The organism is Streptomyces sp. NPDC002835 (assembly GCF_053591995.1).
In genome coordinates this window covers 66,429-79,707 of record NZ_JBSFUW010000005.1, presented here as the reverse complement: position 1 = coordinate 79,707, position 13,279 = coordinate 66,429, and the positions used below count along the sequence as shown (strand labels likewise).

The following is a 13,279-nucleotide window of genomic DNA, read 5'->3' as shown; positions in this document are numbered from 1 at the left end:
GAGCCGCGCGATGGACTGCCTCCCGACGTAAACCGAAGGGCTGGCGCACGCCGTCACTGCAGGCTCAGGCACGTCTCGTGAGGACGAACATCGCGTCCTGACGGGGCTGAACACCAAGCTCAGGCCCGGTGCAGGGGGACGACGCCCGTGGCGTCGTCCCCCTGCTGCTGTCCGGGCACTGGCGCCGGAGCCATACCGCCGAACGTACTCAGTTGGCGGCGCAGTCTCTGGAGCTCGTCGTCTTTGGCGGCCAGGGCTGACAGGGCGAGCTGGTGACCTTCTTTGAGCTGGTTGAGCTCGGTGTGGGTGCGGGCGAGTTTAGTGGTGAGCCGCTGGTTGCGCTCCCGCAGCCGGGCGATTCGCGCCTCGCGGGGATCAGGTTGCTGACCTGCGGCCCAGGCAGCGGTCCGCCGTTTCTCGAACTCGTCCTTGAGGTGGCCCCAGGTGCGGTAGAGGGCGGCGCGGGAGATCCCGGCCTCGCGGGCGAGAGTCTTGACGTCGCAGGCCCCGCCCGCCGGGATCTGCCCGGCGAGGAGCCGGTCGATGGCTGCGCGGATCCGCCGTTCGATCTGATCGCGCTGTTCGGGACTGAGTGCCATGTCATCCCGCCTTTCCGGCGGCCTTGTCGATCTCTTCGACGGCTCGCATGGAACGCTCGTGTTCGGCCCGCAGCCGGTTCTTCTCGCCGGCCGGGATGCGCGGACTGGCCAGCAGGACGGTGCCGTTGTCCGCCGCGGTCTGCCAGACGGGCCGGTGGAGGAGATGGTGGGTTGCCTGCGGACAGCGGCAACTGTCACACATTCCCGTCAGCGGAGCCGCCGCTGACTTGGCGCCGGCCAGCTTGAGACACAAGGCTTTGGCCGGGTCCTCGAACCAGCAGTAGTTCGCGGCGGACAGGTGCAGGACCGCGGCCTTCTTCTTGAGCAGCAGTTCGACCTGTCGGTCGGTGACCACCTTGGCCGGGCCGGGCTCGTGTCCTTGGAGTTCGTCCTCGAACGCGCGGAAGGCGGCCATCAGAGCGTCCGCTCCGGGACCGGCTGGCAGCTGGCCGTCTTGGAACTGGCGGAACGCCTCAACGGTCCGGTGCAGTTTCTCGTCCGCCTCGGCTTTCTTCCACTCCTGGTGGAAGACGGCCTGGGCGCCCCCAGGCCGGTGCGCGTACCCCTCGCTGGTGACCACGGACAGGTGCTTGAAGTGCAGTTTCGTGGCCAGCAGCCCGCCAGGCCGGGCCGCCATTTCAACCGCGAGAGTCCGGCGCAGGCTGCGGGGATGGACCGGCCTGTCGGGGATGGGCACCAGGCCCAGACGCTGGCCGGCGGGCGAGGCCACCCACCGCCGCAGCCAGTCCGTCGCGCCGTTGCTGTTGAAGCCGTGGAAAGCACCGAACAGCAGCTGGCCGGGCTCGGCATCGGTCAGTTGCTCGGCCAGCGTGACGGCGCGGACGACCTCCTCGACGACGACCCATTCATCACGCTCGCCGCCCCAGCGGCGGCCCTTGACGACCTTGCCGACCAGGCGATGCCGGGCCAGGCCCGGGGCGTCTTCCTCGGCAGGAGCGTGGCAGCCGACCGCCAGCTCCATCAACTCGCTGGACCGCATGCCGGTCAATGCCGACGTGGTGATCACGCAGGCATGTCCGACGACCCTGACCAGGGCCTGCGCCTGCAACGACGGCAGAGGGAGCGACCATGGCACCAGGTCACCGTTGTCGGCGCGGGGAACATCCGTCGCATCACGACACCACCGGTGTTCCGTCCCAACCTGCGCGACAGCCGCTTCCAGCAGAGGACGGACGCTCTTGAACAACCGGCGGCCGATGTCCCGGTGCCCGGTTGGCCGCAGCAGCTGGAGGAAACTGACCTCCAGCAGTGGATCGTGCGGATCCCAGCCTCTGGTCAGGCGCGTGGCCACTTGCCAGTCCTGGAGCCGGGGAAGGGGCATGCCTGCCCGCAGATGCTCTTCGACCACCGCAGCAAGCGGGGCCTCATCGTGCAGGTTGCGGATCAACCACGGGGTTTCTGCTCCTTGGCGAGACGGTCGGTGCGGAGCTCCTTCCGCAGTTCGACGACGTGCGGACCGAGGACGTCGACCAGGTGCAGGCATGCTGTCAGCAGCGGTGCGAGAACCTCGTCCGGCAGCGGCGGAGTCTTCACCACGATGTCGGGTCTCGTCGGGGCGCCGGTGACGCGGCCCGGGGAACGCTCGCCCCACGGACGAAAACCGGACCGGTGCCGGTCGGCAGAGAGCAGTTCTCCGTAGTCGGTGGTCTCCTGCATCACGGAGACCACCGTCCGCAGGCCGTTCGGGGACTTCGGTCGGATCACAGCCCCGTCGGCATCCCGGATGACGCCGTACTCCTTCACGAACGCCTCGCAGTGATCCTGCGTGACCGCGGACAGAGAGGGGATCCGTCGCTCGTGCAGCCAGTTGAACCAGAAGGTGGCGTGGTAGAGCCTTGCCGCGACCGTGCGGGGGTGGCGCGGGATCCGCCGGGCCCGGGGCAGCGCCAGCACCCGTTCATCGGTGGTCGCCAGCCAGGCCAGCGCGAGTTCCTTGGCGACCACTCGCCAGGCCGGCTCCTTGATCCGGCTGAACTCCCACTTCTTCTCGGTCGGCTTCATCTGGACCGGCGCATCCGCCCAGCCCTCCAGCGACCACACATCGTCCTCGAAACGGGGCCGGCCGCAGCCGTCCCGCCAGACAAGGCCGGCGGTGGCCGCGATGTCCGCCTCCGCGAACAACGACCGCGAAGGCACTCCAGCAGTTGCGGGAGCGAGGTTCATGAGGTCATCTCCTCAGCGCGCACCGGCAGTTCGGCATCCACGTCGGCGACTTCGGCCTGGGCCGCCTCGATCGCGGCCTGCGGAAACCGCGGCAGGATCTCGGCAGACAGCCGACGGGCATAGGGGGCGAACACCACGGCGAACTGCTCGCGCGGCATTGCCCGGAACTGACGGGCGAAATACGCCTTCAGCCGCAGCAGATTCGGCAGGTGCCGCGGAGCGAACAAGGCGAGCGGACAGAGCAGGCAGACCCAGGGCCTGGCTGGACACGGCTTTCCCTTCGGACCGTGGAGCCCGGCCAGCTGATCCGCGCAGGACGCGGTGAACACGTCCCGTTCGCCGCCCAACAGCTCCTCCAGAACATCTTGGCCCAGGCCCAGACGCTCGACTTCCTGCGGCAGCCGGTCTGCGGCCGCCACGTCGTCGACGACCAGCGGCGTGCTCGCGCGCCGCAGCAGGTCTCCTTGCGCGTCCGCGATGATCTCGCCGACCACCGCCTGCTGAGCGGGTGTGGCCGCCGAGAGGTAGTGATCGCCCTCGACCTCGGGAGAGTGGTTGGGGTCGATCGTCGCCCGCAGTGACCACGTGCGCTGCCCGCGCTGAGCGATGAACGTGGTCCGCAGCCGTCGCCTGTCCAACCACATAGGCCCGCCGGCATCCGACCGCACGTCGTGACGCTTCACCCAGGGCCGCAGCAGATACTCGGCGAACGTGGCCGCAATGAACCGACAGTGCGACGTCACCAGCCAGACCCGGCCGGCCAGGTCCTCGGGAGCATGCCTGCGTGCTTGGGCACTGTGGCCGATCCACTGCTCCAGCAGCCGTGATGCCCCCGCCGACAGCACCAGACTCTCCTCGCCCGTGCGGCCCTTGGTGTAGGAGAGCAACATCGCCTGCTGCCCTGTCCATCGGACATCCTTCGTCCCCAGACCCGTCAACCCGTCGGGGACGATCCCCGTCCAGGCCCCCAGCAGCAACAGATAGGGGACGGCGTCCGCGTGCGTGGGGAACAGAGCGTTGCGGATCTCCTCAAGCCCCAGGGACCCCTGCCGCGCTTCCTCGCGTGTCAGGCCCAGGTGCTTCGCGACCACTGCCCGGCTGACCGGTCCCAGACGCAGCAGCAACCAGGCCGCGTTCGCCTTGTTCCAGCCCCCGACCGCCGGGTCCTGACCCTCCTGGGCGAGCGCGAGCATCTCCCGGTGCCGGTCCCCAAGACGGCGTACCTCCGCTTTGCACAAGTCGATCAGCCGGTTCCACTCGGCCGGCTGATAGGGCGGCAGCGGGGTTCCCACGACCGGCCGGGTGTAGTTCGTGCCGAACACCATCTGCCGCACCGGTTCCGTCAAGGCCCGGTGCCGCTCGTCGAAGGCCCGCAGCATCGTGCGGGTGCGGTATTCGACCAGATACTGCGAGCGCAGCCAGAAGGAAGCCAGCAGCGGCCGCGTCAGCTCGCCTGCCGGCCCGGCGAACCCGTCAGCGGCCAGTTCGCGGACCATCCGGCGCAATGTGTAAGTGAAGCTCATCACCGTGGTCCGCTTGGCGAGCGGTCCGTGCGGGTGGACCAGGGCGGCCAGCCCCTCGGTGAGATCGGTGGCCAGCAGCGGGTTCGGAAGGGCTCCGATCGCGATCAGCTCGGTTGCCTGGCCGGGAAGGGACAGCTTCAGCGCGAGCGGCTCGCGGATCACTTCGGCGGGCATCAGACTGCCTCCTCGAACTCGGCGTCGGCCTCGGCCAGCACCGCCGGATCCACTTGCCCATGCGTCTTCTCCCAGGCGGCCCGGTAGATCCGGTGCACGTCCAGGCGCTTGAGGTAGACCTCCGTCGTCGTGACGCTGGAATGCCCCAACAGGTCCCGCAGGATCAGCAGCGGATCGGATTTCAGCAGGTAGAGCGCGAGCCCCGACGCGTCCCCGGTGGCCGCGGCCATCTGGGCAGCAGCCCGGTAGTGGCCCTCCACCAGCCGCTCCAGCGTGGCCATCGCGAAGCTGTGGCGACATCGGTGCGGAGCGACATCCGGGAAGCGCGGCTCGAACACCTCCCGGATGCGGCGGGCCGTGCGACGAAACAGCGTCCCCCAGTCCACGAACGGCCGCCCGCCGTAGCTCAGCGCCAGCAGCAGCGAGCCTCCCTGCGGGTCGACCAGCCGCAGCCGTTCGGCCGGCGCCAGCGACGACCAGGTCATGCGCCGGCCGTTGACCCGGCCGCCGCGGAAGTCCGCCTCCTCCACCACCAGCGGCCTCCGGGGCATCCACGAACCGCGACTCATCTCCCGGTCCAGCGCGATGTAGGCATGCACCGCCGCCAGCGACGCGTAGTCGATCCACGTCATCCGGAACTTCCGGCCCTTGGCCCCCAGCTCCGGCACCGCCCACAAGATCGGAACCTCGGTCGGCTCCGCCGGAAGCGGCGGCACCTCGTGCACCAGCAGATGCGTGAACTCGCGGCTCCGCATCCCGGTGCCCAACACCAGGCGGCCCATCGCCCCGTTCCGCCCAGGGAACCGGCCCCGAAACGTCGCATCCTCCAGACCATCCAAACCCAACCCGGCCAGCCCACGGCAGAACAGCTCGACGAAATCCGCCTCCAGATACTGCACCTTCACGTGCGGCTTCACCCGCCGCAGCCTCGCCAGATTCCGCCCGGTCTCGACCAGCCGGCCCTCGACCATCCGCATACCCGTGGCCAGAGTGAACGGCACCGCACCTGCCAGGCCCTCCTCCACCGCCCAGGCGTAGAACCGGGACAACGCGGTGACCTGAAGCTCCCACGAAGACGATGCCAATCGTTCGTCCAACGGCCCCGACAACCGCCGGTCCGCGTACGTACCCAGCGCGGCCACCAGGTCCTGGCGCGAGGCGAACACCCCGATCGCGTGGCGCCGCAGATGAGTCAGCCAGTCCCGGGCCGCCAGCGCGTACGCACGCCACGAGTTCGGCGACGGGGCACCGCTCGACGGCAGCGTACGCAGCCACGTGTTCACCACCCGCGTCGCCCGCGGGCCGTACCCGTCCTCGAATAGAAAGTCGTCGTCGATCAGGACAGGCATCCGCTCAGGGATCAGCGGCTGCCCACCGAGCCCCCAGGACTGCCAGCCCTCGGAAGAGAAGAAGTGCATCAACACGGGCCGGGACGTTGGGCCCGCGACACGACCTTCATCAACTGCTAACTCCACAACCAACCAACGGGAGTTGAGGCATGTGAGACGCAAAGAAAGCAGTGACAAACCGGGTCCAGGGATTCGTGCCGGCGCCCGTCCAGACCGTGCCGGGCACGGGCCACGGTCAGTTCCCGTCCGAACGGCACGGTGCGCAATGCGGGCTCCGGAAGGTGCGCGGCGTGCCGCAGTCTGAAGTCGTACGGAGCGTCCGGATGCCGGACGATCTCGTCCCACCGCGGGATCGGGTCCGCGCGGTGCTCGGCCTCCAGCGCCTCCCAGTCGAGGGCGCCCGGTGTGTCCCTGATGACGCGCCTGGTGTCCCAGCTCCTCTTCGCACGGCGCAGCCGCTTCGCCACCCGGTCGGCCGACAGCTCCCGCCGGGAACGGGCGGCCAGTGGCGCGGCCGGGTCCGCCGCCGCGAGCGCCTTCTGGCACAGCCGGGTCGCGGTGGCTCCGAGCAGTCCGCTCTCCGCGAGCACCGCCAGCCGCTCCCGTCCACCGTGACGCAGCAGGCTCAGGCAGCCCACCAGTTGCTGGGCGAGGGTGAGGTGCTTGCCCGAGCGGGTGAACACCAGCTCGACGAGGCCGGGTTCGGCCGCTGCGGCGCGACCGGTCGAGCAGCTCGGGCCAGGTGCCGTTGTCGTCCGGTCCGCCCGGGGCGTCGTGGGCCCCGGCGGCGCCGCGGGCCGTCGCGGCAAGCCGCAGCCAGGCGTCCGCGTCGGTGCCCAGCTCCCGCTCGAGAAGCGCGGCGATCGCCCGCCGCCACGCCGCGGTGAAGGCGAGGTCGTCCCAGCTGTGCGGCAGGTCCAGCAGTCAGGCGGCGGGCAGGTGGTGCAGCAGGTCGTCGGCCTGCAGGACGCCGTGCCGGTACGCCCGGTCGAGGACACGGGAAACTGCACGCGGTCCGGCAGAACAGTTCGGCGCCGTCGTACGACCTGAGGATCCCCATGGGCCGATCACCGGGCGCCGCAGGAGGCGCGGGCAACGGGCTTACGTCCTCCGGCACCGGTGAAGCCCTTGCTCCGGTGCCTTGACGGGCGCCCGGACGGGCTGAATAACTGGTCCCGACGGCACGACCGAATGATCGGTCGTCCGGTTCGGGACGGGAGATTTCGCGGATGACGGACCTGCTGGACGCGGCGGAGCGGCTCAGCCGCGAGGAACTCGAAGCGCTCCAACTGGAGCGGCTGCGGGCGACCTTGCGCCACGCCTACGACAATGTCGCCTTCTACCGCCAGTCCTTCGACAAGGCGGGGCTGCGCCCGGAGGACTGCCGTTCGCTCGCCGATCTCGCCCGCTTCCCGTTCACCGCCAAGACGGATCTGCGGAACAACTACCCCTTCGGGATGTTCGCGGTCGAGCAGTCCCGGGTGCGCAGGATCCACGCCTCCAGCGGTACGACGGGCCGGCCCACCGTCGTCGGCTACACCGAGCGGGACCTCGACACCTGGGCCGACGTCGTCGCCCGCTCCCTGCGCGCCGCCGGCGCGCGCCCCGGCCACATGGTCCATGTGGCGTACGGCTACGGCCTGTTCACGGGCGGCCTCGGCGCTCACTACGGGGCCGAACGGCTCGGCTGCACGGTCGTTCCGGCGTCCGGCGGCATGACGGCCCGCCAGGTCCAGCTGATCTGCGACTTCCGGCCCGAGATCATCATGGTCACCCCCTCGTACATGCTCACTCTCCTCGACGAGTTCGAGCGCCAGGGCGTCGATCCGCGGAGCACCTCACTCAAGGTGGGAGTCTTCGGCGCGGAGCCGTGGACGGAGGCGATGCGCCGTGAGATCGAGGACCGGTTCGCGATCGACGCGGTCGACATATACGGGCTCTCGGAGGTGATGGGCCCGGGTGTGGCGCAGGAGTGCGTGGAGACCAAGGACGGGCTCCACATCTGGGAAGATCATTTTTACCCGGAGGTCGTCGACCCGTTCACGGGCGAGGTGCTGCCGGACGGCGAGGAGGGCGAGCTGGTGTTCACCTCGCTCACCAAGGAGGCCATGCCGGTCGTCCGCTACCGGACGAGAGACCTGACGCGCCTGCTGCCCGGCACGGCACGGGTCTTCCGGCGAATGGAGAAGGTGACGGGCCGCAGCGACGACATGGTGATCCTGCGCGGGGTGAACCTCTTCCCGACCCAGATCGAGGAGATCGTCCTGCGTACGCCGCATGTCGCGCCGCACTTCCAGCTCCGGCTCACCCGCGAGGGCCGCCTCGACGCACTGACCGTGCGCGCGGAGGCGCGTGCGGAGGCGACCGGCGAGCAGCGGGCGGCCGCCGAGCAGGCGATCGCGGCGGCGGTGAAGGACGGCATCGGGGTGTCGGTCGCCGTGGAGGTGGTGGGCCCGGAGACGCTGGAGCGCTCGGTCGGCAAGATCAAGCGGATCGTGGATCTCCGGGAGCCGTAGGGCCGGCCCGGCGATCAGCCGCGTTCGAAGCAGTGGGAGTGGCCGACGACTTCAAAGCCGCGACGCGCATACCAGTGCCGCGGCCAGTCCGTCGCGTCGGCGATCAGGAAGCGGGTGCCGCATCCCCGGTCGGCGGCCAGGCGCAGCGCGGTGGCCAGGACGGCATCGGCGTGACCGCGCCTGAGGTGGGCCTCCGAGGTGATCAGGTCCTCGATCTGGGCCGTGCCGGTCGCCGGGTCCAGATAGAGGTCGGCCCATGCGGCGACCTCGCCCTCCTCCGTACGGGCGCCGATGAAATGGACGCCGTCGGCCCCGCGGCGGCGGGCCTCGCGCCGGTCGACGAGGTGGCGTACGACCTCGTCGTCGGCGTCCGGGAGGAAGCCCCGCCATCGCCGGGCGAGGGGCACACGTATCGCGTCGAGATCCACCTCCTCCGCGGGTCCGGCGGCCGGCACCGGGCCGGTGTGCAGCATGACCTGACAGGTGGAGTGCACGTACCCGGCCCGGATCATCGGCGCCGCGCACGCCTTTCCGGCTTCGTCGTCGAGGACGGAGACCAGTCGGTGCGACAGTTGCCCCAGTGCCTCGTCCGCGAGGGCGGGCAGCGCGTCGGGGTCGACGGCCGTGTCAATGACGATCTGGTTGTTCGCATGGGAATGCGCGAAGGCGTCGTCGTACACGGCGAACCCGCCGGGGAGGTCGACGACGCGCGCGGCCTGGCGGCGGGCGAAGGCCGCGAGGAAGGCGTTGATCCGCAGGAGTTCTGAGTTCGGCATGGGCGGAGCGTAGACAGCCGTGGGCCGTGGCCGCCTTCGAATTGCTCCCCCGGCCGCAGGCTCTTGGGAGAGCTTCCGGCCGCTTCGGCCGGCGTCTCCCGGGGAGCGCACCACCGCGATCGATCCCGAGGCCGGCGCCGTCCTCGACGACACGCCGGCACGAACGGCGTGGGCCGCCGTACGGGACGGCGGCCCACGTTACTGCCCCTACCCGCGCGGTCCGTTCAGTGGAGCGCTGCCAGCGGCGCCTTGCAGAGGTATCCGTGGTGTGGGCGCGCACCGGTGCCGGTGCGCGCCCACACATGGTGCAGGTGACCGCTGTCAGAAGTTCGTGAGTCTGAGCAGACGCTCCTTGGTGGTGTCGCCGTCCTGGGAAGGCCAGGTCCAGTCGAGACTGCCGGCCGCCTGCAGAGCCGTCTTGACGCTCTGGGGCAGTGCGCCGGGGTGGGTGGCCCGGTACAGCGCTGCGCCGCCCGCGACGTGGGGCGCGGCCATCGAGGTGCCGGACATCGTGGTGTAGCCGCCGCTGTTGGAGGTGGAGCGGATGCACACGCCAGGCGCGATCAAATCGACATCGGAGCCGTAGTTCGAGAAGTCGGCGAAGGTGTCGTCCTGGTCGTTGCGACACGTCGGCCGGCCGAGACCGCCTGGCTTGCCGTCGAAGTCGGCCAGGGCGCTGACGGTGATGACTTCGTCGTACGCGGCGGGGATCATGTTCTTGGCGTCGGCGTGGTCGTTGCCGGCCGCCACGGTGTAGGTGACGCCCTTGGCGACGGAATTGCAGATCGCCTGGTGCATGGCGTCGTTGTTGCTCTTGCCGCAGTTGCCGTCGTCGGTGCCCGCGCCGCCCAGGCTCATGTTGGCGACCTCGATCTGGTCGGCGTGCTGGGTGACGTGGTCGATGCCGCAGACGACCGCCGAGGTGGTGCCGCTGCCCAGGGGGTCGAGCACCTGCACCGGCCACAGCCGGGCGCCCGGGGCCGTACCGACCACCCCGGTGCCGTTGTCCAGGGCACCGATGGTTCCGGCGACATGCGTACCGTGACCGTGCAAGTCGGAGGGGGGCAGGACGGGCAGCCAGCAGTTCTTGCCGCCGGCCCGGTACACATTGAGATCGGGGTGGCTCGCGTTGATCCCGGTGTCGATGACGGCGACATCGGCGTTCACGCGGGTGTCGACACCGTCGATGGCCGCTGTGGGGCTCTTGTCGGCCTCTGCCCGGTCCACACCGGTCGGGACGGACTGAGCGGTGGCCTGTACCCGCCGGTCGGGCTCCACCGAACTCACCCGCGGGTCGTCGGCGAGCGCGGCTGCGACGCTCGGGCTCATGGACGCGGAGTAGCCGTGGAGGGCGTGGCGGTACACGTGCTGCACGTGGGCACCCAGGGTGGCGGCCTGCTCGACGGCCGCGTCCACGGTCGCGCTCATGCCGGCACTGTCGGGAGCGGCGGTGTCCTTGAGGGTCACGATGTACCCGCCGGGGACCACGTCGGACTGCGGAGGCGCATCGGCCGCTGCCGGGGTCAGCGGTGCGGCCGCAAAGGCGAGCGCGAGGAGGGCGACAGGGAGGATCTTGGGCATCCCAGACCTTTCGTGAGGGCATTGAGAAGGAGAGTCAGCACGGCGATTCGAGATGATTTTTCGTAGCATGTACGCTTTGCTTCCGCGCTCACAGCTAGCAGGTTCGCGGCGGTGGCGGCAGGCCGACATCCGGCATTCACCGAATTCCCTGACCATCTCTCAACCATGTGGTCCTGTGCGGCCCTCGCTCCGGGTCGCGGCCCGCCACGCTCGGCCCCGAGGGCGCTCTGCCCACCGTCGCGCCGAGCCGGCCAAGGCCGGCAGTCGGACGCCGGGGCCCTTCAGCGGCGGCCTGTGCCCCATCGGCGGCCCCCTCGCGTCTTCCGAAGGCGATCGGCCCATTCTCCGAACTCCCAGGTGGTCCGGTTGCAGGCCGGCACACGGGTCCTGCCGGACGAGGAGGGTCGATCCAGGCAACGGCGGCTGTGCCTGGCCAGGTGTCGGCGTGGTCGCGTTCCCAGGCCGCCCAGGTGGCTGATGGTGCTCTGCGGGTGGGGCAGGTGGGGGTAGGGGAAGCCCGGAAGGCCGAGCAGGGCCCGATGATCGTCGTGGCGTCCTTGCGCCCAGTTGGTGCACCACACGGGGGCTCACGGCTTCGCCGGCCAGAAGGTTCGTCAGCATCACGCCGTGGTTCGGGTCGAGCCGGACCGGGACGGGGTCATCAGGAGCCGGCGGGCAGGACGGTGATCAGAGGGTTGGAGCCCCCACGGATCGCGGGCTCGGCGAGCAAGGAAGGCCTGGCGGCACGTCAACGCCAGATCGTCCGTCCACATGGTCGCTGCGGGTGCGACCAATAAGGAAGCGGCGGCGCCGCTCTGCCTGAACCCACGCACGGTCGACTACCGGTGTACGAGCGCACGCCGCCGGATCCCTTCGCCGGTCGCCGGCAGTGGCGTTCGGACCGTTGGTGGCATCACCGTCTCTCCAGTGGCCGGGAGGGCGGCTGAATGCTCCCCAGTCGTACGCCCGCGCAGTGAATGTCACGGCATGGACGGTGTGACCACGGCGGCGGCGCCCTACTGCGCCCCGCCGGCCACGTCGCCGAAGCGGTCGCGGAGTTCGCGTTTGAGGATTTTGCCGCTGGCGTTGCGCGGGAGGGTGTCCACGAACAGGATCCGCTTGGGGGCCTTGAAGTGGGGGAGCTTCTCGCGGGCGTGGGCGAGCAGTTCGGGTTCCGTCAGGTCCTCGCGGGTGACGACCACCGCCGTGACGGCCTCGATCCAGCGGTCGTCGGGGAGACCGATCACGGCGGCCTCGGCGACGGACGGGTGAGTGTAGAGGGCGTCCTCGACCTGGCGTGAAGCGACCAGTACGCCACCGGAGTTGATGACGTCCTTCACCCGGTCGACGACCGTGAAGCAGCCCTCGTCGTCGCGGACGGCGAGGTCGCCGGAGTGGAACCAGCCGTCGCGGAAGGCCTCTTGGGTCTCCTCCGGTTTGTCCCAGTAGCCCTCGCACAGCTGCGGCGACCGGTAGACCACCTCGCCGGGGGTGCCGTCCGGGACCTCCTTGCCCTGCTCGTCGACGACCTTCGCCTCGACGAAGAGGACGGGACGGCCGCAGGACTCCATCCGGCCCTCGTGCTCGTCGGGTCGGAGGACCGTGGCGAGGGGGCCGATCTCCGACTGGCCGAAGCAGTTGTAGAAGCCCAGCGCGGGCAGCCGTTCGCGCAGCCGTTCCAGTACGGGCACGGGCATGATCGAGGCCCCGTAGTACGCCTTGCGCAGGCCCCCGAGGTCGCGGGTGGCGAACTCCGGGTGCTGGGAGAGGCCGATCCATACGGTGGGCGGGGCGAACAGGCTGTCGGCGCGGCCGGCTTCGACGAGGTCGAAGATCCGGGCCGGGTCGGGCGCGTCGATGATGGTGTTCTCCGCGCCGACCGCGAGGTACGGCAGCAGGAACACATGCATCTGTGCCGAGTGGTACAGCGGCAGCGAGTGGACGGGCCGGTCGCCGGCCGCGAGATCGAGGGCGGTGATGGCGCTGACGTACTCGTGGACGAGCGCGCGGTGGGTCATCATCGCGCCCTTGGGCAGGGCGGTGGTGCCCGAGGTGTAGAGCAGCTGGACCAGGTCCTCGGCGTCCGGCTCGCGTTCGGGGGTGAACGGCCGCGGTTCGGCCAGCTGGGCGAGGAGTGAGTCGGCCGTTGGCGAGCCGTCCGTGTCGCGCAGGGCCAGCACGGGCCGCCCGCCTGGCAGCCGCGGCGCAAGATCCGGGTCGGTGAGGACCAGCGCGCTGCCCGACTGGTCGAGGATGTACGCGAGGTCGTCGCCGGTCAGGTTCTGGTTGACCGGCACATGCACGAGTCCGGCGCGGGCGCAGGCCAGGAACGCGATCAGGTAGGCGTCGGAGTTGTGGCCGTAGGCGGCGACCCGGTCGCCGTGGCGCAGCCCGTGGCCGGCCAGGACGGCGGCCGCGGTGGTGACGGCGGCGTCGAGCTCGGCGTAGGTCCAGGACCTGTCGGCGTAGCGGACGGCGGTGCGGGCCGGGGTGCGCCGGGCACTGCGGCGTACGAGGGAGTCGACGGTGCTGCTGTGTGCGCCTGTCATGACGCGATCCTGTGCGGCGGTGGCCGCG

General features: G+C 70.3%; 10 protein-coding genes. 1 reads left to right on the top strand and 9 read right to left on the bottom strand.

The window, feature by feature from the left end:
• Positions 1–119: 119 nt before the first annotated feature.
• The 6 genes from ACWD01_RS07265 to ACWD01_RS07240 are packed head-to-tail and all read right to left on the bottom strand — an operon-like array spanning position 120 to position 6,512.
• Positions 120–599, bottom strand: coding sequence for a hypothetical protein (locus ACWD01_RS07265; protein WP_451158996.1), 480 nt, complete (start codon positions 597–599; stop codon positions 120–122).
• 1 nt (position 600) lies between these two features.
• Positions 601–2,007 carry a hypothetical protein gene (locus ACWD01_RS07260; protein ID WP_451158994.1) on the bottom strand — a complete coding sequence of 469 codons (1,407 nt, stop codon included), beginning with the start codon at positions 2,005–2,007 and terminating at the stop codon, positions 601–603.
• Positions 2,004–2,783 carry a hypothetical protein gene (locus ACWD01_RS07255; protein WP_451158992.1) on the bottom strand — a complete coding sequence of 260 codons (780 nt, stop codon included), beginning with the start codon at positions 2,781–2,783 and terminating at the stop codon, positions 2,004–2,006. Before ACWD01_RS07255 ends, ACWD01_RS07260 begins: the two co-directional genes overlap by 4 nt.
• On the bottom strand, positions 2,780–4,480 hold the full coding sequence (locus tag ACWD01_RS07250) for a hypothetical protein (RefSeq protein ID WP_451158990.1): 1,701 nt from the start codon (positions 4,478–4,480) through the stop codon (positions 2,780–2,782). Before ACWD01_RS07250 ends, ACWD01_RS07255 begins: the two co-directional genes overlap by 4 nt.
• On the bottom strand, positions 4,480–5,898 hold the full coding sequence (locus tag ACWD01_RS07245; protein WP_451159387.1) for a site-specific integrase: 1,419 nt from the start codon (positions 5,896–5,898) through the stop codon (positions 4,480–4,482). The genes ACWD01_RS07250 and ACWD01_RS07245 overlap by 1 nt, the downstream gene beginning before the upstream one ends.
• Before the next feature lie 47 nt (positions 5,899–5,945).
• Positions 5,946–6,512, bottom strand: a complete 567-nt coding sequence (locus ACWD01_RS07240; RefSeq protein ID WP_451158988.1) for a hypothetical protein — start codon at positions 6,510–6,512, stop codon at positions 5,946–5,948.
• Between the two features lie 546 nt (positions 6,513–7,058).
• Here ACWD01_RS07240 and paaK point away from each other — a divergent pair.
• Positions 7,059–8,345: a phenylacetate--CoA ligase PaaK gene (gene paaK, locus ACWD01_RS07235; protein WP_451158986.1), complete on the top strand. Its 1,287-nt coding sequence runs from the start codon at positions 7,059–7,061 to the stop codon at positions 8,343–8,345.
• Between the two features lie 14 nt (positions 8,346–8,359).
• Here paaK and ACWD01_RS07230 read toward each other — a convergent pair whose 3' ends face one another.
• The 3 genes from ACWD01_RS07230 to ACWD01_RS07220 all read right to left on the bottom strand — a co-directional run bounded on the left by ACWD01_RS07230 (position 8,360) and on the right by ACWD01_RS07220 (position 13,251).
• Positions 8,360–9,121 carry a GNAT family N-acetyltransferase gene (locus tag ACWD01_RS07230; RefSeq protein WP_451158984.1) on the bottom strand — a complete coding sequence of 254 codons (762 nt, stop codon included), beginning with the start codon at positions 9,119–9,121 and terminating at the stop codon, positions 8,360–8,362.
• A 321-nt stretch (positions 9,122–9,442) separates the two neighbouring features.
• Positions 9,443–10,702: a S8 family serine peptidase gene (locus tag ACWD01_RS07225; protein ID WP_451158982.1), complete on the bottom strand. Its 1,260-nt coding sequence runs from the start codon at positions 10,700–10,702 to the stop codon at positions 9,443–9,445.
• A 1,016-nt stretch (positions 10,703–11,718) separates the two neighbouring features.
• Positions 11,719–13,251 carry an acyl-CoA synthetase gene (locus ACWD01_RS07220; protein ID WP_451158980.1) on the bottom strand — a complete coding sequence of 511 codons (1,533 nt, stop codon included), beginning with the start codon at positions 13,249–13,251 and terminating at the stop codon, positions 11,719–11,721.
• Between the last annotated feature and the right edge of the window lie 28 nt (positions 13,252–13,279).

Excerpts from the sequence above, each read along its gene's own strand:
- ACWD01_RS07265 (WP_451158996.1), bottom strand. The coding sequence starts at position 599 with ATGGCACTCAGTCCCGAACAGCGCGATCAGATCGAACGGCGGATCCGC.
- ACWD01_RS07255 (WP_451158992.1), bottom strand. The coding sequence starts at position 2,783 with ATGAACCTCGCTCCCGCAACTGCTGGAGTGCCTTCGCGGTCGTTGTTC.
- ACWD01_RS07250 (WP_451158990.1), bottom strand. The coding sequence starts at position 4,480 with ATGCCCGCCGAAGTGATCCGCGAGCCGCTCGCGCTGAAGCTGTCCCTT.
- ACWD01_RS07245 (WP_451159387.1), bottom strand. The coding sequence starts at position 5,898 with ATGCACTTCTTCTCTTCCGAGGGCTGGCAGTCCTGGGGGCTCGGTGGG.
- paaK (WP_451158986.1), top strand. The coding sequence starts at position 7,059 with ATGACGGACCTGCTGGACGCGGCGGAGCGGCTCAGCCGCGAGGAACTC.
- ACWD01_RS07230 (WP_451158984.1), bottom strand. The coding sequence starts at position 9,121 with ATGCCGAACTCAGAACTCCTGCGGATCAACGCCTTCCTCGCGGCCTTC.
- ACWD01_RS07225 (WP_451158982.1), bottom strand. The coding sequence starts at position 10,702 with ATGCCCAAGATCCTCCCTGTCGCCCTCCTCGCGCTCGCCTTTGCGGCC.
- ACWD01_RS07220 (WP_451158980.1), bottom strand. The coding sequence starts at position 13,251 with ATGACAGGCGCACACAGCAGCACCGTCGACTCCCTCGTACGCCGCAGT.